The organism is Larkinella punicea, assembly GCF_003334855.1.
Taxonomy (GTDB): domain Bacteria; phylum Bacteroidota; class Bacteroidia; order Cytophagales; family Spirosomataceae; genus Larkinella; species Larkinella punicea.
Map to the genome: position 1 here is coordinate 203,480 of NZ_QOWE01000009.1, position 21,343 is coordinate 224,822.

The following is a 21,343-nucleotide window of genomic DNA, read 5'->3' on the forward strand; positions in this document are numbered from 1 at the left end:
TTTAGGTTAATTGGTTATCGCAACGATGCACTGGTTGTTGCCCCCACTCCCTCTTCAACGGGTGCTGCGGTGCTGTCGGCAGGTGCTGCAGCATCGGCCGGTGCGTATTTGGCGGCCTTCGCTTTCAGTTTCTCCGGAACACGAGCCAGATATTCCGGGTTTTTGGTCAACCACGGTTTCTGTTCAGCCATCCATTTGTTATAGGAATCTTCGTCTTCAACAATCAAGGTGGTTCTCATGGAGAAGTGTCCCTGACCGCAAACTTCCGTACAGGCAATTTCGTATTTGAAATTCTGGTTGCCTGTTTCGTTCCGCATCTGCTCGGTAGTTTTGTCCGCAACGAACCAGAACCGTGTCGGCATTCCCGGTACAGCATCCATTTTCACCCGCATGTGTGGAATAAAAACGCTGTGCAGTACGTCTTTGGCGCGGATTTTCAACAGAACCGGGCGATTCACCGGAATGTGCATTTCGTTGGATACTGTTACGTCGTCGAACGAAGATTCATCTTCCAGGTCGATTCCCAGGCTATTGGCCGCATCGATGAGTTTGTAATTGTAGTTACCCAACTTGTCGTTGTCGACACCCGGATACCGCATTTCCCAGTTAAACTGCTTCCCAACGATTTCGATAGCCAGCGCGTTTTCCGGGGCTTCTTTGGTAATGTCCCGCCAGGCACGCCAGCCGGTAAATACCAGCAAAGCCATCACTACAGCCGGAATAACCGTCCAGATCAACTCCAGCTTGTGGTTTTCCGGATAATAGGTAGCCTTGTGATTTTTCCGGTACTGGTATTTAAAGGCAAAGTAAAACAACAGTGCATTGGTCACCACGAAAGCAATGGTGATCACCGACATCGTTAACCAAAACAGGTTATCTGTATGCCGACCGTGTGGAGAGGACGCTTCGGGCAGAAAAAATTGTGAAGCATGAATAAACGACCAGGCGGCTGCGCCTGCCCCCACTACAAAAAAGACAAGAAATAGAAGCCCGTTAACCCGGTTGCTTACACTTGCACCTTCGCTTTCCTGGGTTGGGGTATCACCATTGACGCCTTTTAAAACAGAGGTCAATCGCGTCAGTACCAGAATAGCCAGTACAAGAAATACTAACGACAACAGTCCTACAAGGTAAACCATAGCAATCTGTGAATGAATTTGAATACGAAAAGGTACCGATTCTTAAATATCGTGGTGCAAAGATTCTTCCAGCATCGGGTGATTTTTGGGAATCAGGTTTGCCTTCGCCAACTGTGCAGATACCGACCATATAAAGGCACAGGCAAAAATCAGGATCATTCCGAATTCGATTGGCCCAAATCCGCCGTGCTCTCCCACCGTTCCGGGCATAATATTCGTGTAGAAGTCAAAATAGTGACCAACAAGAATTCCCCAGCAAGCAACTTTCAAAATGATAGGCGTCCGCTTGGCATCCCGTGTCATTAATACCAGGAATGGAAAGACAAAACAAAGGAAGATATTGATGAAAAACGGGGCCTTATAGATACCGCCATACCCACTAAACCGTTCCCGGTAATAAATGGTTTCCTCCGGTAAGTTAGCGTAATAAATCAGCATGAATTGGGCAAACCAGACATAGGCCCAGAAGATGCTGAAGGCAAACATAAACTTACCCAAGTCATGTAAATGGCTTTCGTTAACGGCCTTGAGATAGCCTTTTTCACGCAGACTGACAACCACCAGGGTGATGATGGCCAGACCCGTTACGTGCCAGCTTGCGAGGGTATACCAACCGAACATCGTACTGAACCAGTGCGTATCGATGGACATGATCAAATCCCAGGCTGAGGTCGATGACGTAACCGCAAAAACAACCAGGAAAGCGGTCGAATACTTAATGCTTTTTTCGTAATACTCCGTTCCGCCTTCCAGATCTTCGTCCAGAGAGAATTTACGGACAATCCGCCACAAAGCATACCAGGCCACAAAGTAAAAGATCATACGGCCTACGAAAAACGGCGTATTGAGGAAGCCTTTTTTTCCGGCAATGATCGGATCGTACTCCGGCCCACCTACTTCATACAGTCCTTCGTGCGTCCAGTGGAACAAATCGTGGCCGGCGACAAAGAAGGTAATCAACATGATGACACCCGTAATCGGCAAGAAGGCCGGTAAGGCTTCCGGAACGCGTTTGAAAACCGCCGACCAGCCTGCTTGTGCCAGGTAGTTGTAGGCGATAAAAAACATACCGATGACGGCTGCTCCGGTGAAATAAACACTGTTTACCCAGACGTTGGCCCACAGACGGGTCGTCCACTTGTATTCATGATGTCCGCCAGCCGCAGCATGGGCTGCTTCACCATGTGCAGCGTGTCCGGCAGCACCGTGAGCCGCTTCGACGTGTTCGTGTCCGCCACCCCCTTTTGCCGCCAGATAGGCACCAATGCCAACCAGTACAACCCCAGCAATGATCCCGATGGTTAACCGGCGTTTGCTTTCGGCTGTAAATTCAAATTGTTCGTCAAGAGACGGGATTGAATGTGTATGAGCCATTCCTTTGTAAACTATAATGAGTCTTCTATGTACAACTTAACCCCCATTTTGTAATTTCTGGACATAATGCACGATTTTCCAGCGGTCTTCGGGCGTTATCTGAGAACCGTGCGGCCACATCCGGTTTCTACCGTGGGTAATCACGTGAAAGATGTGTCCTTCTTTCATACCCGACATGGAGGCATAATTCGGAACCCCTTTGTATTGGGCAGCCACCAGACCATCGCCTTTGCCGGCTTCACCGTGGCAATGCTGACAGAAACGGGTGTAATATTCTTTCCCTTCGGCCAGCGTCTTCTCGTTCAGCGGAATGGGGTTAACCAGCGTCCGTTCGGCAATCTCGATGCTATCGGCAGGAATGTTATAAATCATCAGGTCGCTCGTCGTACTGTCACCATCCCCAAACGCCGTATTGTAATTACGCCGGGATACGGTTCCTTTTACGGGCAGCCACAAAGCCGTACCAGTTTTACTATAAGGAGTTTTGAAACCATCTACTTGCTTGTATGGCTCATAACCGACCGGTTCGTACATGTTGGGGGCAAATTGGCTGCCCGGATTGTCGTGACCCCGCTTGCAGGCGGTTATCGTTAGCATGGCGGCTGCCATCACCAGAAGAGAGCGGTTTAGTCGCGTAAACTTCATGTGTCGTCAGTCGGATTAAAATTGTTTTACATTTACTTCTGCCGCACCCGATGCCCGCAAAACTGAGGCAATCTCTACTTCCGATTGCCTGTTTTTGCTTAGATCGATTGCCATCACAAACTTGTTATCCGTACTGCGCAGATCAAACATCAGTGGTTTCACTGTGGGACCTAAACCGTTGGATACCAGAAACGTACCTACCATGCCAAGCGCCGTAAACAGAACGGTCAACTCAAACATCACCGGTATATAAGCCGGATAGGCGTAGTTATCTTTACCACCGATAATCATGGGCCAATCGTAGCCCATCGTATAATACGTCAACGACACCATCGTCAGAAAGCCCGTCAGACCAAACAGGAATGCAGCAATCCCGATGCGGGTACGGGGGTGACCTAATGCGACATCAAGCCCGTGAATAGGAAAAGGAGTATAGACTTCGTGAATCCGGACACCCGCGCTTTTGACTTCGGTAACGGCTTTCAGAACGACTTCATCGTCGTCGTAAACGCCTACCAGAAATTTTGCGCTATCGTTATGATGAGACATTGCTATAATAAAATTTGAACCAGTTCTTCAGTTAATGTACTCCCAGTTACTCGACGTTTTTATTGAAGGTCGGGCTTGTTACGCTTTCGCCTTTGGCAACGCCCGATACCGACTTCGGCAACTTTTCAGACGCCGACCGGATGATGGCCTTCACTTCGAACATGTTGATTACCGGCAGGAATTTGGCAAACAGCAGGAACAGCGTAAAGAACAATCCGAAGGAGAAAATATAATCACCAATGTCGAACATGGTGGGTGAGAACATCGCCCAGCTTGATGGCAGGTAATCGCGGTGCAGTGACGTTACGATAATTACAAACCGTTCGAACCACATCCCGATGTTTACGATGACCGATAATACGAACGTCCACGTCACACTCCGGCGGATTTTCCGTGACCAGAACAACTGCGGAGAAATTACGTTACAGGTCATCATGGCCCAGTAAGCCCACCAGTACGGACCTAACATCCGGTTCAGGAACGCATACCGTTCGTATTCAACACCTGAATACCAGGCAATAAAGAACTCCGTAATGTAGGCAACCCCTACAATCGAACCGGTCAGCGTGATGATTTTATTCATCGACTCGATGTGTTCGAAGGTAATATAATCTTCCAGTTTGAAAACGACCCGCGTGATTAGCATCAGGTTCTGCACCATGGCAAAACCGGAGAAGATAGCGCCCGCAACAAAGTAAGGAGGGAAGATGGTCGTGTGCCAGCCCGGAATAACCGAGGTAGCAAAGTCCATACTTACAATGGTGTGAACCGAGAGTACGAGTGGCGTTGAGATACCGGCCAGAATCAAGCTGATGTATTCGTAGCGAGCCCAGGTTTTAGCCCCGCCATTCCAGCCCAATGAAAAAGCACCGTAAATATAGCGGGACACCTTGCTCGTTGCCCGGTCGCGGATGGTCGCCAAATCCGGCACCAGACCCATGTACCAGAAAACCAGTGATACGGTGAAATACGTACTGATGGCGAAAACGTCCCACACCAGCGGTGAATTGAAGTTTACCCACAACGAACCAAAAGCGTTCGGCAGCGGTAATGCCCAATAGGCCAGCCAGGGGCGGCCCATGTGCATCAGAATAAAGCTGGCCGCACAAAGAACGGCGAAGATGGTCATGGCTTCAGCCGCCCGGTTGATCGAGGTCCGGTATTTCATCCGGAACAACAACAGAATGGCAGAGATCAGCGTACCCGCGTGACCGATGCCGACCCACCACACAAAGTTGGTAATGTCCCAGGCCCAGCCTACGGTTTTGTTCAAGCCCCAGACGCCCAGACCTTCCCACCAGGTCCAGAATACGCAACAGGTGCCGTAAATCAATACGACAAACGAAATGACAAAAGCGATTGTCCACTCGCGGGTCGGTTTCCCTTCAACCTGCTTGCAGATATCTTCCGTCACGTCGGCATATGTCTTGCCCCCGGTTACCAGTGGGGTTCTCACGGGTGATGTAACGTGCATGGTAGTTAATTTTGAATGCTACTAGTTAACAAACTGGAAATACACAATCAGGGGTGACGTTATTCAGCGTGACCGGCTGCGGCTGCAACGGGTTTGGCTTCTTCATCCTTGTTCCGAATCTTGGTCAGGTACGAAATCTGTGGTCTTACGTTGATTTCTTCCAGAACCTGAAAAGCCCGGGCTTCATTCTCCTCTTTCAACAGTTTCGAAATCGTGCTTTCCGGATCATTCATATCGCCAAAGATAATGCCACCGGTTGGGCAGGCTTGCGCACAGGCTACCTGAATCTCATCCGGTTTGGGTCTTCTGCGCTCTTTTTTAGCCGTCAGTTTCCCCTCCTGAATGCGTTGCACGCAGAATGAACACTTCTCGATAACGCCCCGCGAACGAACGGTCACATCCGGATTGATGACCATCTTTCCGAGATCGTTGTTGTAGTGGTAGTCGAAATTGTCGTTGTCGAAATATTTGAACCAGTTAAACCGGCGAACTTTATAGGGGCAGTTGTTGGCGCAATACCGGGTCCCCACGCAACGGTTGTAGGTCATCTGGTTTAGCCCTTCCGCGCTGTGCGTCGTTGCCAATACCGGACATACCGTTTCACAGGGGGCATTGGAGCAATGCTGACACAGCATGGGCTGGAAGACGACTTCCGGATTGTTGGAAGCAATTTCCAAGCCTTTCCGGTCTTCGGCTTCGGCATCGCTGCTGTAATACCGGTCGATCCGAATCCAGTGCATTTCACGGCGGTTGATGACTTCCTGCCGCCCCACAACCGGGATGTTATTTTCAGCCTGGCAACCCACGACGCACGCGGCACAACCGGTGCAGGAGTTGAGGTCGATGATCATACCCCAGGAGTGGTTCGTTTTTTCGTACCCTTTCCAGAGCGAAATGTCTGTAGGAGAAACGGGTCCTTCTGACGTGACCACTTTCGGAAAATACCGACCGGCTTTCGGATCTTTTTTGTAAGCCGCTAAGATCGTTTCCTGAATAACCGCCCGGCGACCCATCACGGTATCGTGGGTTTGGGTCTGCGCGATCGTACGGCTTCCGCTGGCTTTGGTAATTTTTACGTCCATTGCGGAAAACAGCAACGAATTTGCCGAAACGGATGCCAAAGGGTAAGCATTCTTACCAACGCCATCAGCCGATTTACCGGCTTTCTCGCGTCCGTATCCGATGGCAATCGAAACCGTACCGTCGGCCTGCCCGGGCTGAACCAGAACCGGCAACTCAACGGCGGGTTTGCCCGTTACTTCAACCGAAACCAGGTCGAACTGCTCGACACCGAGTTCGGTAGCGGTTTTCTGCGACAGACACGCGTAATTGTCCCAACAGGCTTTTGAAACCGGATCGGGCAATTCCTGTAACCAGGGATTGTTTGCCATGGCACCGGTTCCAATGCTCACTTTTTCGTAAAGTGACAATTCGAATCCTGTTGCGTTTGGCTTGTATTTTTGGGCAACCCCAGCGGCTGCGGCTGCAACCGTTTCGGGTTTGAAAGCCCCGGCAGCACCCGCTACCGCTGCATTCACTTCCAGAACACCATTGTGCAGCGACTGAATCCAGAACTGGTCGAATGGCAATCCGCTACCGGCCTGTGGATAAATGGATGTCCGCCAGTAGTTTTTGATAAAGTTTTCGTAATTCGGACTCAAACCGGCCCAGGTCAGCAGCGAAACCTGCGGCTGACGGGTTTTAAAGATCGTATTGATCGTCGGTTGGGTCAGGCTATAGAAACCGGCTTTGGGTGACGCATCATCCCACGATTCGAGGTAATGTGAAGCCGGGCAGGTGTATTTACAGAGGGAAGCGGTTTCGTCGGAACGATCGGCAAAGGAAACCGACAAGCCGATTTTTGGCAAGGCTTCTTTCAACTCCGCACCGCGTGGGTGATCGTAAACCGGGTTGGCTGCGTAGAAAATAGCGCCCTGAATCCGTCCGGCCTTGGCATCGGTGATGAAGGCATTCATGGCCGCATCGTTACCCTGGCGGTAATTGACCGGCCGACTCAGATCGATCGTAACGCCGTAGCTACCCAACAGGTTATTCAGCGCATTGACCAGCACCTGAACATTGGGATCGTTTGAACCGGAAACAACCAGAGCAGCACCCCGGGCAGATGCCAGATCGGCAGCGGCTTTGTCCAGGTATGGAACATCTACAGCGGCCGTGCTAACCGGCGCACCACCCAATTTAGCCGCTACTTTATTGTAGAGCGCAGCAACCACCAGGCCTTCCTGCGAAGGTTTGATGGGACTCCGGTAATCGGCATTCGAACCCGTCATCGACAAACCGGTTTCAAATTGGTAATGCCGTGACATTTCCTTTTTGTTACCAGCGTTTGCGCCGACTTTACGGGTTGAAATATATTGATCTGTGTATTCTAATGGAGCGATCCAGCTACCCAGAAAGTCGGCACCAACGCTGACAATCGTTTTGGCTTTGCTGAAATCGTAGGAAGGAATCACCGCCTGACCAAACGACGTCTGATTGGCCTGCACCAATCCGGAGACGGAATTGGCATCGTACTGAATGTGCGTAGCCGTTGGGTATTTGGCAATGAAAGCCGCAATCACCGATTTGGTCGACGGACTCAGCAGGGTTGACGAAACGATGCGGATGGCTCCACCCCGTTGCAACTGACCCAGAATTTCCTTGTCAATCGTCGCCCAGTCGCTGTCGGCGTCTCCGCGTTTCGGGCCTTTCAGCTTGTCGTTATCATACAGCGACAAAACGGAAGCCTGAACCCGTGCTGACGTTCCCCCTTTGGTGATGGTCGATGACGTATTTCCTTCAATTTTGATGGGCCGACCTTCGCGGGTCTTCACCAAAACCGGAATATAGTCACCCCCTTCACTGTAGGTCGATGCATAATAATCGGCAATGCCCGGAAAGGTGCTTTCCGGTTTATTAATGTAAGGTATAGCACGGTGAACCGGCGTATCGCAGGCCGCCAGTGTCACGGCGGCCATGCCGAATCCCAATACTTTTAAGAAATCCCGACGGTCACTACCAATACCGTCGACAATACTTCCTGATTCGGTAGATGATTTATCACTATTGGCTTCTGGAAACTCCTTATACGCGTTTTTTACAAAAGATTCGTCGTTTCGTAGCTCTTCCAGTCCCCTCCAATACCGTTTATTTGTACTTTCCATACAGTCCTATTGATTCAGTTCAACTGTTTAATGGGATTCGGTGTGATTAATAATGGCATTTTGAACACTCGAGGCCACCAATATTAGCCACTCGCAACGGTTCTTTGCTTCCCTTTTTGTGGAGGGCAACTAATTTATCGTAGTAGGCATTATCCTTCGTAGCAACTTCGGTTTTCCGGTGACAATCGATACACCAGCCCATCGTCAGGGACGACCGCTGCTCGACCACTTCCATTTTTTCGATCTCGCCGTGGCAAGTCTGGCATTGCACCTGACCTACATTCGTATGCTGGGCGTGATTGAAATAGGCCAAATCCGGGAGGTTGTGAACGCGTACCCATTCCACAGGGCGATCTTCTTCGATGGCCTTGTAGATTTTCTGGATTTCCGGTGATTCGCGTTTGATTTCACCGTGGCAGTTCATACAGATGTTAGCCGACGGAATGGTGGCTATCTTGCCTTTGTAAACACTGGTGTGACAGTAGTTACAATTGATCTGGTATTGACCGGCGTGCAGTTTGTGCGAAAACGCGATGGGTTGTTTGGGAGCGTACCCCTGCGAAACACCGACGCTATAAAGACCGTCGAAGGTTTGCTTGGTTACCACAAACACAAACAGCCACAGAACAATGGAGCGAAGGGTGCTGTTGCTGGCAGCCGCCGACAGGTTGCTTTTCAGTCGTTGAAAGAATGGCGTCGATTGTGTCCCTTCCGTACCGGTGGTTGGCGCTACGGCTTTTGACAGAACCGATACCAGAACCAGCAAAACGCCCAGAACCAGCATCATCACGACAAGCAGCGCAACCAGTACGGCTGTAAATAAACCGGATGGGCTTTCGCTGGCCGGTGCGGTAGTCGCTGGCCCGGCAGTTCCTCCCGATGCTGTTCCATCAGTCGGTGCCGGCTTTCCAGCCGCTTCTACGTGCGCCAGAATGTTCTTGATGTCGTCGTCGGACAAATCCGGGAAGCTCTGCATCACCAGCGGCTGATACTTGGCGTACAATGCCGTGGCATAAGCATCGCCACTGGAAATGACGGCTTGTGGATTCTTGATCCACTTGATCAGCCACGCTTCATCCCGGCGGCTTTTGATCCCTTTTAAACCGGGACCGATCACTTTTTCGTCCGTTACGGCGTGGCATTGCTGGCATAAAGTCGAGAATAATTCCTTTCCTTTTGCCGCATCACCACCGGCAGCAGCGGCTTCCTGAGCCACTGACTGATAGCTGCTGAACAGTGCTATCAGTACAATTACTAAAGTACTTATTACACTTCGTGAGTACATTTTAATCAATGAGAAACCGATAAAATCAGTATGCATACCTACTAATTATTTTCCATTAACGCACAAAAGTAGCACAGGAACGGTTTTAATCAAACATCTGTGGTTTGATATTTTACCAGGGGATTTTATTTATACTTTGTCTAAGTAACTGGCTTTTCTGCGCGAATTAATCACTTTGAACGCCCCTCCCAGACCTAAATTAATTCTAAAAAAAATGCCATCCAGTAGGCTTTGAACCTTCCCGGATGGCAATTCGTATTAAAATAGTACTTGTATCTGTTCGATACAAAGGAAGAGGTCCCGAGCGGATTCGAACCGCTGTAAAAGGTTTTGCAGACCTCTGCCTAGCCACTCGGCCACAGGACCCTTTTTGGTTTTGGAGTTCAGGAATTTAAGGGGCGGGGAGTTCTCTTTCAAGCCCTCCTGAATTCTTAAATTCCCAAACTCCTCAACTGCTTTTCGTGCCGCAAACTTACTACAATATTCATTCCAGACAGCGCGGCACTTCAAATATTTCAGAACTTATTCTCCTTTCGAAGAACGACCTTCCATTTGCTCTTTCAAGGCAGCCAGGGCATCGAGGTCTCCGAGCGTAGCACGCTCCGGTTCTTTGCTGCTGGTGGTTGGTGCTTTGGCAACGGCCTGTCTTTTCTCCGGTTTCCGATCGTCACCTTTTTCCTGCCACGTTTTTGAGTGTGACAGCATGATGCGTTTTTCGTCCTTCGAAAATTCAATCACTTTGAAGTCAACCGTTTCGCCGACATCTGCCCACGAACCGTCTTCTTTCTGCAAGTTTTTCAGTGCCGAGAAGCCTTCGATACCGTAGGGCAGTTCCAGGGTGGCAACTTTGTCGTTTTTCGACAGGATCGTACACCGGTGAACTGAACCCGGAGTGAAAACGCTTTCGAACGTATCCCACGGATTTTCTTCCAGTTGTTTGTGACCCAACGCCAGACGACGGTTGTCAACATCCAGTTCCAGAACGATTACTTCCAGCTCTTCGCCAACTTTGATAAAGTCGGACGGGTGTTTGATTTTCTTCGTCCACGACAGATCCGATACGTGTACCAGACCGTCGATGCCTTCTTCCAGTTCCAGGAACAAACCGAAGTTGGTCAGGTTCCGAACAACCCCTTTGTGCTTGGTACCAATGGCGTATTTCTCCACCAGTTCCGGACGTGACCAGGGATCAGCCGTCAGTTGCTTGATACCGAGGGACATCTTGCGATCGTTGCGATCCAGCGTCAGCACAACGGCTTCCACTTCATCGCCCACTTTCAGGAAGTCCTGTGGATTGCGAAGATGCTGCGACCACGACATTTCAGATACGTGGATCAGACCTTCAACACCCGGCATGATTTCCAGGAACGCGCCGTAGTCGGCCACGTTGACAATCCGGCCTTTCACCTTCGAGCCAATCTGCATGCCTTCCTGCAGCGAATCCCATGGATGCGCCTGGAGTTGCTTCATACCCAGCGAAATCCGTTTTTTGTCTTCGTCGAAATCCAGTACAACAACGTTGACTTTCTGATCGAGGTGCAACAGTTCGGACGGATGGCTGATGCGACCCCACGAAATGTCCGTGATGTGCAGCAGACCATCGACACCACCGAGGTCGATGAATACCCCGAAGTTGGTCATGTTCTTGATTACCCCTTCCAGCACCTGACCTTTTTGCAGGTTGTTCAGGATTTGCTGGCGTTGTGCTTCAAGATCTTTTTCGATCAGTACTTTGTGTGAAACCACTACGTTATCGTTGGCGTAATTGATTTTCACCACTTTCACTTCCATTTTCTTGCCGACGAACACGTCGAAATCACGAATCGGCTTCACGTCGATCTGCGACCCTGGCAAGAAAGCTTCAATGCTATAAATATCGACAATCAGACCACCTTTGGTCCGGCGCTTCACGAATCCTTCGATGACCAGGTCTTCGTCCAGTGCGCGCTGAATTTTCTGCCAGGCCGTAATGACTTTGGCTTTCTTGCGCGACAACACCAGTTGACCATTGGGGTCTTCCTGATTTTCTACGTAAACTTCTACTTCATCACCAATTTTCATATCGGGCAGATCACGGAATTCCGAAGCCGGAACCAGACCATCCGATTTAAAACCAATGTTAAGAATTACTTCCCGGTCAGTTATACCGACAACGGTCCCGATCACTACCTCTTTCTCGTTTACTTGCGCCAGGGTGTTATCGTACAGCTCAGACAGACGATTACGTTCTTCGTCTGAATAACCGCTACCAAAACCCCGGTTGTCTGCCTTATCCCAATCAAAATCAGGCAGTGTTTGCGTTTTGCTCATAAAAGTTTGGTTGTGGCCCATCGATACATCAGCCCCCGGGCCTTCCTGGCTGACTTTTAGTTGATACATGGAGACACTGCCCCAAAAAAGGAGGTGCAAAACTAGTGAAGTTTTCTGGAAAAACATCCAGGGAAGACAAAAAAATGTCATTTCCCGTCAACGGGGCGCTGATGAGCGGGTTGCTCAGTACATTTTTTCGCGTTTGGCCAGGAAAGGCACCCACGTTTCTTCGAGCGAGCCGGAGAAGTCGCGCAGAAAGACGAGGAAAGACGGTTTGAAGGGTTTCTGATACAATTTCATGCCGGCTTCCTCGGGCGTGAGATCGCCTTTCTGGGAGTTGCAGCGTTTACAGGCCGTGATGAGGTTGTCCCAGTTGGTTTTGCCACCCCTCGATTTGGGCAGAACATGATCGAGGGTCAGGTCTTCGTGTTTGCCGCAGTACTGGCACCGGTTTCCGTCGCGTTTAAAAATATTCTGACGGTTGAGCATGACCCCCTTGTAGGGGAGGTGAATGTAGCGGTGCAGGCGGATGACGGTGGGAGACGGGTACTCAACGTCCACCGTTCGCAGGACAAACCCCTGAGATTTGGCAACCAGTTCCGCTTTGTTCAGGTAGACCAACAAGAACGCTTTCGGTACAGAACAGATGCCTAATGCGCTATAGTCTTGATTAAGTACCAGGACTTTCCTACCCATAAACAATGTATCTGACTCCTACTTTTTCAAGCAAGTTAATGATATTTCATTATAAATGACAGGTTATTCCCGGAATCGCACGTATTTTTTTAACTACTCGCGATGACCTTGACCATCAGGCAAATAGGCATCAAAAGTGTTCCCGGCTCATCTCCCGCGAAACATCCCGTTCCTTGATTGAGTCGCGTTTGTCGTATAATTTTTTCCCTTTGGCCAATGCAATCTCCAGTTTGGCAAACCCCCGGTCATTGATAAAAAGCTTCGTTGGAATGATGGTTAACCCTTGATCGGTCAGTTTATTGACCAACCGTTTCAATTCCCGCTTCTGCAGAAGCAGTTTCCGGTCGCGCAGCGGTTCGTGGTTATTATAGGTTCCTTCAGTATACTGCGAAATATGCATTTGACGGACATACAACTCTTCTTTGGAAAACAAACAGTAGGCGTCTCCCAGGTTTACTTTTCCTTGCCGAACAGATTTAATTTCGGTGCCCGTAAGCATGATACCGGCGGTAAAAGTCTCCAGAAAAAAGTATTCGAAGGAAGCCCGGCGATTCCGGATTTCGATGTGTTTGGCCAGGGTTTTATCAGACATAACTATAGTGTGGTCAATGTAGTAATCGGATGGTAGTCCATTCCTGTTTTCCGGAACATTCGGGTGCTGGAAAACGGATTGACAAACCGACTTTTAAATAGTAATTCAAAAGTACCGATTTGTAAACAAAAAATACCCCGAAGTAATCTCCGGGGTACCAAATGATTCCTGCATTGTAAACGTTTTCCTGGCGAAGCCGGTGTTTTAACCGCATCCAAAAAGATACGGCGTACAGCCGAATCACAGCCTCAAGACCCTTCTGTACACACCGGCATTCTCCAGGATATCTTCATTTATACACACCCTGCGCGTGTACCAATCTTTAAAATTATAACCCTGTCTTTCCAGGCTAATTGCCGTTATTTAGAAAGATTATTGCATTGAATGAATCGTAATGGCTTGTCGATACATACAACATCACCCTACGTTTAACAAATTTTATGCCGTTGTGCTGCCAACCTTCTAAAAACCCGGCATGAATCTTTATTTTGTTGGAAAAAGAACATAAAAAAGCTCCACTACGAACCAGTAGTGGAGCTTCGTTTACCGTAGATGACGGGTTTTATTTTTTGGTCTGTTTTTGCTGATATTCTTTGTTTAGGCCGCCAATGATCGATTTGGTCGCATCCAGCGTGGTGTCCGCAAAGAGAATGCCGCCCCCTCTGGAGTAGCCCATGACAAAATCATACTGATTTTGCTTGTTGACTTTCTTCAGATAATCGTGAATCTGATTGTACAGTTCTTCATTCTTTTTTTGCTCTTCTTCCGCCAGTTGCTGAACCACCCGGTCACGATAGGCCACCAAATCCTGTTGTTTCTTTTGCAAAGCCGCTTCTGTAGCCCGGCCCTGTTCCATCGTCATCGTTTGGGCCCGTTGCTGAAAGAAAGCCACTTCATTTTGCAGTGAACGTCCCTTGTTGTTCAATTCGTTGTCAAGCTGAAACCGTTTGCTTTCCAGCACTTTCCGGGTGTCTTTAAAATATTCATAATTGGTCAGCAAAGAGTCGACGTTGACATAAACCGTCTTGCGAACCGGCGCCGATTTCGTTGTACCGGCAGAAACAGGTTCTGTAGTGGTTTTATCAGAGAAGTGCAGGTAGTATAAAACTGCTACAGCAACCGCCAGTACGGCGTTCAAAACAAGGGATGCGTTTTTCACAAGAAACAGTTAATTAATGGATTAATGATTTTACAAAGGTACGATTTACTCGTTACGTAGCAATCTGGTGAAGCTCTGCGGAGCATTCATTCCGGTTTGGCTGTAAAAACCGCACGCACTTGACGACCCGCCAAGCCCGCGAATCCGCCGACGAAACCGCCTATCAATGGCGTAATCAGGAGCAGGAAAATCGGCGTTTTCGTCTTGAAAAAAAGCTCAGCCATTCGACCCGTCAGAATACCGTCCGTTTGCACATGAATCAGAAACGCGTAGACAAGCCAGACCACTGCAATTCCTAAAAAACCGGCACTAAAGGCCAGCCAGCCAGTTTTGCTGCGCCAGAAACAGACCCCAAAAGCCACCAGAGCAATGCTCCACCACGGCAAGAACAACTGCGCGACGGCACTTAACAACACGATTAACAAAAAGGGCAGCATGGTTTTAACGGGTCAGTTGAAGAGTCGATTGAATCCGCGGACTTTTTTCGGTTACCGATTTTAAATAAAGCAGTTCGTACAAGTCTCCTTTCCGCCAGGTTTCGAGCATGTTCAGGTAGTAGGGGCTACCGGGATTGCCGGATTGGCCACCCGGAAACACACCGTAGGCCCGCACATTGGGTCCCGTCTGGACAATCATCCGCCACGACGGCCCGGCCCGGCGGCCGGCGGCATTGACGATGCCACGTCCTCCGCCAATTTGCACATTCAACGCACTGAAGGCATCCAGACCGGGAATCAGGTGCCGAACGGACGTTCCTTTGTGATCGGCCCAGGCCCAGGTTTTCCCCAACGGCCCATGCTGTTTTACCAGTGAATCAACCGTAGCCCGAAAGCTGTTGGTGACGACTTCCTGAATCGTTTCTTGGCGGTTTGGTGTCTGCACGTTGTCAAACCAGCGGGAAGTGGGCTCTTCGGTGACAAGTTGCAGTGTGCGGTCGGTATTCGGATACCGCAGGGGCCGATTGGCGTCATCCGGAAAATCGTCGGCCCAGATCCCGTCTTCCAGACGGCTGATCCAATCCACGAAAATGGTGCCGGCAACCGATGCCGTATCCTGCTGGTAATTCCACTGGCGGACGGTTTTCAATGCCTGTTTTTGCGGATCGGAGAGATCTTTTTCCTGAATATATGGCAGGAGAACCGGCAGAAATTTGGAAGCCTGATGGTTATACACATCATTTTGTAGATGGCGCAGGCTGTCCACCGTCACGTTTTGCATTTCTGTCAGCCGTTGGTTGATCCGCATGCCCCGGTCGGTCGTTTCAAACTCCCAATTGATATAATAGGGATAGGTCGGATCGGTCGACGATTGGTTGGCTGAACTGACAAATCCCCTCGGCGGATTTTTTACGCGGGGATTCTGAGCCGCCGGAATCCAGCCCTGCCAGTCGTTTGCGGCCTTGGTACCGTCCAAAAGAAATTTACCCTGATCGCGCCATTTTAACGGAAACCGCCCATTGGGAGAAATTGCAATGTCTTTGGCCGCATTGGCAAAAACGAAATTCTGCGCGGGAGCCACATAATACGACAAGGCCGTCACATAATCGTCGTAGGTTTTGGCCCGGTTCAGCAAATAGAAGGTCTTGATACCATTGTCGACCTCGTGGGCAATCCAGCGAGCGGCATAGCCCGTGGGAATGTTGTTTCGAAACGGTTTGTCTTCGGGCAAATAAACCACCGGGCCGTGGTGGGTATATAATATGGTGTCGACAACCGCCGGTTTTCCTTTTACCCGAATGGTTTCAATCCGCCGACGTACCGGTTTCCACTTCCCGTCGTGCCAGTATTCCTGCCGCCGGTTGTCCCGAAAACGAATCTTGTAAAAATCCAGCACATCGGCTCCGACATTCGTAACGCCCCAGGCCACGTCCTTGTTAAAACCGATGATGACGCCGGGCGCGCCGGGCAATGACACGCCGTAGACGTTCATCGTGGGCGTAACCAACTGAACCTGATACCAGATAGAAGGCAAACTCAGCGTCAGGTGCGGGTCATTCGCCAGAATCGGGTAGCCCATGGCGGTTTTCTCCGGACCAACGGCCCAGTTGTTACTACCAATGCCGGGGTCGTGCGGCTGCCAGTTCAGCACGACGCTGCTATCGGTTTCGATATTCGGGGGCGGAGCAGGCAGTTTGACCGGCGTAAAGTCCCAGCGCGTGCCGACCGGGATGATTGGGTCTTCTTTAAAAGGATAATCCGGAAACAAATTGGCCGTCAGGGCCGGGCCGAGTTGTTGACGGACGTTGGTCATCATTAGATCGTCGGCCCCTGCCGCCAGCGTCTGGGTCATCTGCTTGAGGAGAAAGGCCACTTTGATGGGCGTCCACGGTTCGGGAGCGTATCCCAGCAATTTGTATTCAATCGGATAATCAGCCGGTTTCAATTGGTCGATGTACGCGTTGATGCCCGCCGTATAAGCATCCAGCACCGATTTGGAAACCGGGTCATTCGACATGCCTTCCAGCGATTTTTCGGCACCGTAGGCCATGCCCAGCCGCCGGTTGTAGCGGTCGAGTTCGACCGCACGATCACCGATTAGCTCCGAAATCCGTCCGGCAGCCGCGTGGGTTTGAAACTCCATCTGCCACAAGCGATCGCGGGCCGTTGCGTAGCCCTGGGCAAAATAAGCGTCAAAGTCATTTTTGGCAAAAATGTGCGGAACATGGAGGTCATCAAACAAAATGGTGACCTCCTCCCTCGCACCTTTGACGGATATTTTTTGTTCTGAAGATTGACCAACGGTTTCGGCGTTCTGCCAAAATCCTTCAAATGGGCTCAGCAAACGCCCTAAAGCCGGAACACTGCCCCAGGGTTGGTTGAGTGCAACCGTTACTCCAATGGAAATAAATAGACTCAGCAGGGCTTTCAAAACTTTCATACAGGGAACGGCATGTGCCGGATCGTTCACAAAGAAAATTTATTCTTGCTTTTATACCAATAAAAGAGCCTGAACTCCCGGTTTTTTCAACGGTGGCAGTTTACGAATTCCAACGAACAATATCCACCGAATCAGGTTATGAAGCAAAGTTCTTCTAAATGCAACATTTTTAGTAAGTTTGAATCAGAATTACCACTCCACGTATGACCCTGCTGAATACGACATTGAAATGGCTGCTGCTCCGGCGAGTGCCGCGCATCAAGGCTATGATGGCGCACCCCGGCGAGGTTCAACAGGCGGTTTTTCAGCAGCTTATCAGCAAAGGCCGACATACGCAATGGGGCCGCCAACACCACTACGATTCCATTCGCACCGTCCGTGAGTACCAGGAACGGGTGCCGGTTTCCTCCTACGAAGACCTGTTTCCGTATATTGAGCGGACGATGAAAGGTGAGCAAAAACTGCTGTGGCCCTCCCGCATTCACTGGTTTTCCAAATCGTCGGGTACGACCAACGCCCGCAGCAAATTCATTCCGGTTTCGCAGGAGTCGCTGGACGAAAGCCATTTTCGGGGCGGTAAAGACATGATGGCGCTCTACATCGCCAACAATCCGGAAAGCAAAGCCTTCGAGGGGAAAGGGCTGTCGATTGGTGGTAGTCTACACGAAAATCCGTATGGTCAGCACGGCTACGCGGGCGATGTGTCGGCGGTGGTCATGAAAAACCTGCCGCCCTGGGCGCAGTACATCCGTACCCCGCCCATCGAAGTGGCGCTGATGGACAAGTGGGAGGAAAAAATCGACCGGATGGCCGAAATTGCTGCCCGCGAAAACGTGACGAGTATTCTGGGCGTTCCGACCTGGGCGCTGGTTTTGCTGGAAAAAGTGTTGACCATAACCGGCAAGCAGAATATTCTGGAAGTATGGCCCAATTTTGAGGTGTTTATCCACGGTGCCGTGGCTTTTCAACCCTATCGGGAGTTGTTTTCCAACGAAGTTTTTCCTTCCAACGACACCCGCTACCTCGAAATCTACAACGCTTCGGAAGGTTTTTTTGCGATTCAGGACGATCTGAAGCGGATCGGCGAAATGCTGATCATGCTGGACTACGGCATTTTCTACGAGTTTGTGCCGATGGAAGACGCCGACAAGCCTTTCCCGAAAGCCCTGACCATCGAGGAAGTTGAACTGAATAAGAATTACGCGCTGGTGATTACCACCAACGGCGGACTCTGGCGCTACCGCGTCGGCGATACCGTGCGGTTTACCTCAAAATATCCCTTCCGGCTAAAAGTCAGTGGTCGGACCAAGCATTTTATCAATGCCTTCGGAGAGGAAGTGATCATTGAAAACGCCGAAAATGCCATTACGCAAGCCTGCGCAGCAACGGGGGCTACGGTGAGTGATTATACCGCCGGGCCGGTTTACATGGGCAGTGGTACCAACGGCCGGCACGAATGGATCATCGAGTTTTCGAGCGAACCCAACCACTTCGATACGTTCCGCAAGGTTCTCGACCAAACACTTCGGCAGGTCAACTCCGACTACGACGCCAAGCGGTATAACGACATGGTGTTGCATCCGCCCATCGTCCACGCCGTTCCGCGGGGGACGTTCTACGAATGGATGAAAACCCGGGGTAAGCTGGGTGGTCAGCATAAAGTGCCGCGCCTGAGCAACAGCCGGGAGTATCTGGACGATATTCTGGGCCGTTTGACAACGCTCTCCTGATCAGCCCGTCTTTTTAGCTGAACGAAGCATTTCCGGCCGTTGTTCTTCCGATGAAGTCTGTCTAATTTTGCCCGAATGAAATCCTTCAACATCCCGGAGTATTACCGCAGTACCATCATCAGCCCGCTGAAAGAACTTCGGCGGAAACGCGATAAGCTCAAGCGCGATTTTACGCCCACGGTTCTTGATTTTGGTCCCGTTCGCTTTCTCATTGCCCGGCATTTTGGGTTCTGCTACGGCGTCGAAAACGCCATTGAAATTGCCTACAAAGCCATCGCTGAAAATACCGGCAAACGCATTTTTCTGCTCAGTGAAATGATTCACAATCCGGATGTGAACCGGGATTTACAGGAACGCGGGGTGCAGTTTATCATGGAAACTTCCGGGAAACAGATCATTCCGTGGGAGGAATTGCAGAAAGACGACGTAGTAGTGATTCCGGCGTTTGGTACGACCATCGAAATTCAGCAGAAACTGACCGACATCGGCCTCAACGTCGAGCAGTACGATACGACTTGTCCGTTTGTCGAAAAAGTGTGGAACAAAGCCACGCAAATCGGGCAGAAAGACTATACCGTGGTGGTTCACGGAAAACCGTCGCATGAGGAAACCCGCGCTACGTTTTCGCACAGCAAGGCATCGGCACCAACCGTCGTGGTGAAAGACATGGCGCAGGCGCAGCGGCTGGCGACATATCTCACCGGCGAGTCGACCAAAGATGCGTTCTATGCCGAATTCAGCGGCCAGTTTTCACCTGGTTTTGATCCCGAGCGGGATTTGCAACGCATCGGCGTTGTCAATCAAACCACCATGCTGGCGTCGGACACACAGCAGATTGCCGATTTTCTGAAAACCGTCATGATCCGCCATTACCGGCTGCTGCCGGACGAGGTCGATAGCCGCTTTGCCAACACCCGCGACACGCTTTGTTACGCGACCAACGACAACCAGGATTCGACCTACGCCCTGCTGACGCATCCCGCCGATTTCACGATTGTTGCGGGTGGTTACAACAGTTCCAATACGTTGCACATCGTGGAGTTGTGCGAAGAAAAACTGCCGACGTATTTCATTGAAACCGAACAGAAAATTCTGTCGCGGGAGTTGATCCGGCATTTTAACCTGCATACGAAGCAGGAAGTGGTCACCGAAAACTTTCTGCCGGAACAAAAACCGGTCACCGTTTTACTGACCTGCGGAGCGTCCTGCCCTGACGCCGTGGTGGAAGGTATTCTCCTCAGGATCGTCTCCTTTTTTGCCGATGCCCGCCCGATTGACGCCGTCATGGCGGAAGTCGAACAGCAGTTTGCTTCCTGAAATCCGGCAGGAAATCGCCATAAATGTCCTGCAATGACAGTAAAAAGCACACTAACCATCCTTTGCATTGCCTAAAAGGTGATTACCGAATATACCCGTTTTAGAGGGCCGCTGAGGCAAGACCGCAGAAACAAGACCAGATAGATCATAACCAATCAACCCCTATGTACACCATTGGCATCAACACGTTTTTATTTACATCGCCTTTCACGAACGAAAGCGTGAAGTGGTTTTCAAAATTTGCGGAATGGGGCTTCGATACCGTCGAAATCGGTTTGGAAGAACCCTGGAACGTCGATCCTCAGTTGGTAAAACAGGCGTTGGCTGATGCCGGGTTAGGTTGCAAAACGGTTTGCGCGGCCATGGGGCCGGACCGGGATTTTCGCGGTGACGAAGAGCAGCAGCAAACGTCGATGACGTATCTGAAAGCGTTGCTGGATTTCATGGAAATCATCGGCGCCGAAATGCTGGTTGGGCCGTTGTATTCGAGTGTTGGACGCGCCGAAGCCACGCCGAAGGAGGTCTATAAGGAACAGGAAAAAACCGTGGTCGGGCATTTGAAAGAACTGGCGGCCTATGCTGCGGACAAAGGGTTGAAAATTGCCCTCGAACCACTCAATCGCTTCGAAACAGACTTCATCAACACCTGCGATCAGGCCATCCATCTGGCGGATTTAGTTGATAATGACGCCGTTCGGCTGCACCTGGATACGTTCCACATGAACATCGAGGAGAAATTCCAGGCCGATGCCATTCGCAAAGCCGGTTCGCGGCTGGAATTGCTGCACAGTTGCGGTTGCGACCGGGGTATTCCGGGCAACGACCACATCGACTGGATCTCTATTGGTCAGGCGCTGAAAGACATTGATTTCAAAGGCCAACTGGTCATCGAGTCGTTTACGCCCGAGGTAAAAGCCATTGCCAAAGCCGCAGCCATCTGGCGCGACATCGAAGCCTCCGGCGAAGACATTGCCGTGAAGGGGCTGGCGTTTTTGAAGACAGTGTAAGTTAAAAAAAAGAAGAAAGACCAGA

The 21,343-nt window shown here is 50.4% G+C and carries 16 protein-coding genes and 1 tRNA gene; 3 read left to right on the forward strand and 14 right to left on the reverse strand.

Going from position 1 to position 21,343, the window contains the following annotated elements:
* Positions 1-14: 14 nt before the first annotated feature.
* From coxB to DUE52_RS13015, 14 genes are all read right to left on the reverse strand, one after another.
* On the reverse strand, positions 15-1,139 hold the full coding sequence (gene coxB, locus DUE52_RS12950) for a cytochrome c oxidase subunit II (protein WP_114406433.1): 1,125 nt from the start codon (positions 1,137-1,139) through the stop codon (positions 15-17).
* 42 nt (positions 1,140-1,181) lie between these two features.
* Positions 1,182-2,513, reverse strand: coding sequence for a quinol:cytochrome C oxidoreductase (locus tag DUE52_RS12955; RefSeq protein WP_114406434.1), 1,332 nt, complete (start codon positions 2,511-2,513; stop codon positions 1,182-1,184).
* 36 nt (positions 2,514-2,549) lie between these two features.
* The gene (locus DUE52_RS12960) at positions 2,550-3,158 is read right to left on the reverse strand and encodes a c-type cytochrome (RefSeq protein ID WP_114406435.1); all 609 of its coding nucleotides are present in this window, start codon (positions 3,156-3,158) and stop codon (positions 2,550-2,552) included.
* A 15-nt stretch (positions 3,159-3,173) separates the two neighbouring features.
* Positions 3,174-3,707: a DUF3341 domain-containing protein gene (locus DUE52_RS12965; RefSeq protein WP_114406436.1), complete on the reverse strand. Its 534-nt coding sequence runs from the start codon at positions 3,705-3,707 to the stop codon at positions 3,174-3,176.
* 46 nt (positions 3,708-3,753) lie between these two features.
* Positions 3,754-5,181: an NrfD/PsrC family molybdoenzyme membrane anchor subunit gene (nrfD, locus tag DUE52_RS12970; RefSeq protein ID WP_114406437.1), complete on the reverse strand. Its 1,428-nt coding sequence runs from the start codon at positions 5,179-5,181 to the stop codon at positions 3,754-3,756.
* Between the two features lie 59 nt (positions 5,182-5,240).
* A complete protein-coding gene (locus DUE52_RS12975) occupies positions 5,241-8,345 on the reverse strand; it encodes a TAT-variant-translocated molybdopterin oxidoreductase (protein WP_114406438.1) in 3,105 nt (1,034 codons plus the stop codon).
* 46 nt (positions 8,346-8,391) lie between these two features.
* Positions 8,392-9,630, reverse strand: a complete 1,239-nt coding sequence (locus tag DUE52_RS12980) for a cytochrome c3 family protein (protein ID WP_229312156.1) — start codon at positions 9,628-9,630, stop codon at positions 8,392-8,394.
* Positions 9,631-9,925: 295 nt separating this feature from the next.
* Positions 9,926-9,996, reverse strand: a tRNA-Cys gene (locus DUE52_RS12985).
* A 156-nt stretch (positions 9,997-10,152) separates the two neighbouring features.
* Positions 10,153-11,940: a 30S ribosomal protein S1 gene (gene rpsA / locus DUE52_RS12990; RefSeq protein WP_114406514.1), complete on the reverse strand. Its 1,788-nt coding sequence runs from the start codon at positions 11,938-11,940 to the stop codon at positions 10,153-10,155.
* A 183-nt stretch (positions 11,941-12,123) separates the two neighbouring features.
* The gene (locus DUE52_RS12995) at positions 12,124-12,636 is read right to left on the reverse strand and encodes an HNH endonuclease (protein WP_114406440.1); all 513 of its coding nucleotides are present in this window, start codon (positions 12,634-12,636) and stop codon (positions 12,124-12,126) included.
* Positions 12,637-12,766: 130 nt separating this feature from the next.
* Positions 12,767-13,228 carry an SsrA-binding protein SmpB gene (gene smpB / locus DUE52_RS13000; RefSeq protein WP_114406441.1) on the reverse strand — a complete coding sequence of 154 codons (462 nt, stop codon included), beginning with the start codon at positions 13,226-13,228 and terminating at the stop codon, positions 12,767-12,769.
* Positions 13,229-13,790: 562 nt separating this feature from the next.
* A complete protein-coding gene (locus DUE52_RS13005; protein WP_114406442.1) occupies positions 13,791-14,387 on the reverse strand; it encodes an OmpH/Skp family outer membrane protein in 597 nt (198 codons plus the stop codon).
* Positions 14,388-14,473: 86 nt separating this feature from the next.
* Complete coding sequence (locus tag DUE52_RS13010; protein WP_114406443.1) at positions 14,474-14,824, reverse strand: hypothetical protein; 351 nt, start codon at positions 14,822-14,824, stop codon at positions 14,474-14,476.
* Between the two features lie 4 nt (positions 14,825-14,828).
* Positions 14,829-17,264: a penicillin acylase family protein gene (locus DUE52_RS13015; RefSeq protein ID WP_114406515.1), complete on the reverse strand. Its 2,436-nt coding sequence runs from the start codon at positions 17,262-17,264 to the stop codon at positions 14,829-14,831.
* Positions 17,265-17,467: 203 nt separating this feature from the next.
* Here DUE52_RS13015 and DUE52_RS13020 point away from each other — a divergent pair, with 203 nt between their 5' ends.
* The 3 genes from DUE52_RS13020 to DUE52_RS13030 all read left to right on the forward strand — a co-directional run bounded on the left by DUE52_RS13020 (position 17,468) and on the right by DUE52_RS13030 (position 21,318).
* Entirely contained in the window at positions 17,468-18,994 is a 1,527-nt protein-coding gene (locus tag DUE52_RS13020; protein WP_114406444.1) for a GH3 auxin-responsive promoter family protein, read from the forward strand.
* 75 nt (positions 18,995-19,069) lie between these two features.
* Positions 19,070-20,311, forward strand: a complete 1,242-nt coding sequence (locus DUE52_RS13025; protein WP_114406445.1) for a 4-hydroxy-3-methylbut-2-enyl diphosphate reductase — start codon at positions 19,070-19,072, stop codon at positions 20,309-20,311.
* A 164-nt stretch (positions 20,312-20,475) separates the two neighbouring features.
* The gene (locus tag DUE52_RS13030) at positions 20,476-21,318 is read left to right on the forward strand and encodes a sugar phosphate isomerase/epimerase family protein (protein WP_114406446.1); all 843 of its coding nucleotides are present in this window, start codon (positions 20,476-20,478) and stop codon (positions 21,316-21,318) included.
* Positions 21,319-21,343 lie beyond the last annotated feature (25 nt).

What these genes read in the sequence shown, in the direction of transcription:
- nrfD (WP_114406437.1), bottom strand. Translation starts at nt 5,181, where the DNA reads ATGCACGTTACATCACCCGTGAGAACCCCACTGGTAACCGGGGGCAAG.
- DUE52_RS12960 (WP_114406435.1), bottom strand. Translation starts at nt 3,158, where the DNA reads ATGAAGTTTACGCGACTAAACCGCTCTCTTCTGGTGATGGCAGCCGCC.
- DUE52_RS12965 (WP_114406436.1), bottom strand. Translation starts at nt 3,707, where the DNA reads ATGTCTCATCATAACGATAGCGCAAAATTTCTGGTAGGCGTTTACGAC.
- smpB (WP_114406441.1), bottom strand. Translation starts at nt 13,228, where the DNA reads ATGTCTGATAAAACCCTGGCCAAACACATCGAAATCCGGAATCGCCGG.
- DUE52_RS12995 (WP_114406440.1), bottom strand. Translation starts at nt 12,636, where the DNA reads ATGGGTAGGAAAGTCCTGGTACTTAATCAAGACTATAGCGCATTAGGC.
- DUE52_RS12975 (WP_114406438.1), bottom strand. Translation starts at nt 8,345, where the DNA reads ATGGAAAGTACAAATAAACGGTATTGGAGGGGACTGGAAGAGCTACGA.
- coxB (WP_114406433.1), bottom strand. Translation starts at nt 1,139, where the DNA reads ATGGTTTACCTTGTAGGACTGTTGTCGTTAGTATTTCTTGTACTGGCT.
- DUE52_RS13025 (WP_114406445.1), top strand. Translation starts at nt 19,070, where the DNA reads ATGAAATCCTTCAACATCCCGGAGTATTACCGCAGTACCATCATCAGC.
- DUE52_RS12980 (WP_229312156.1), bottom strand. Translation starts at nt 9,630, where the DNA reads ATGTACTCACGAAGTGTAATAAGTACTTTAGTAATTGTACTGATAGCA.
- DUE52_RS13030 (WP_114406446.1), top strand. Translation starts at nt 20,476, where the DNA reads ATGTACACCATTGGCATCAACACGTTTTTATTTACATCGCCTTTCACG.
- DUE52_RS13015 (WP_114406515.1), bottom strand. Translation starts at nt 17,264, where the DNA reads ATGAAAGTTTTGAAAGCCCTGCTGAGTCTATTTATTTCCATTGGAGTA.
- rpsA (WP_114406514.1), bottom strand. Translation starts at nt 11,940, where the DNA reads ATGAGCAAAACGCAAACACTGCCTGATTTTGATTGGGATAAGGCAGAC.
- DUE52_RS13010 (WP_114406443.1), bottom strand. Translation starts at nt 14,824, where the DNA reads ATGCTGCCCTTTTTGTTAATCGTGTTGTTAAGTGCCGTCGCGCAGTTG.
- DUE52_RS13020 (WP_114406444.1), top strand. Translation starts at nt 17,468, where the DNA reads ATGACCCTGCTGAATACGACATTGAAATGGCTGCTGCTCCGGCGAGTG.
- DUE52_RS12955 (WP_114406434.1), bottom strand. Translation starts at nt 2,513, where the DNA reads ATGGCTCATACACATTCAATCCCGTCTCTTGACGAACAATTTGAATTT.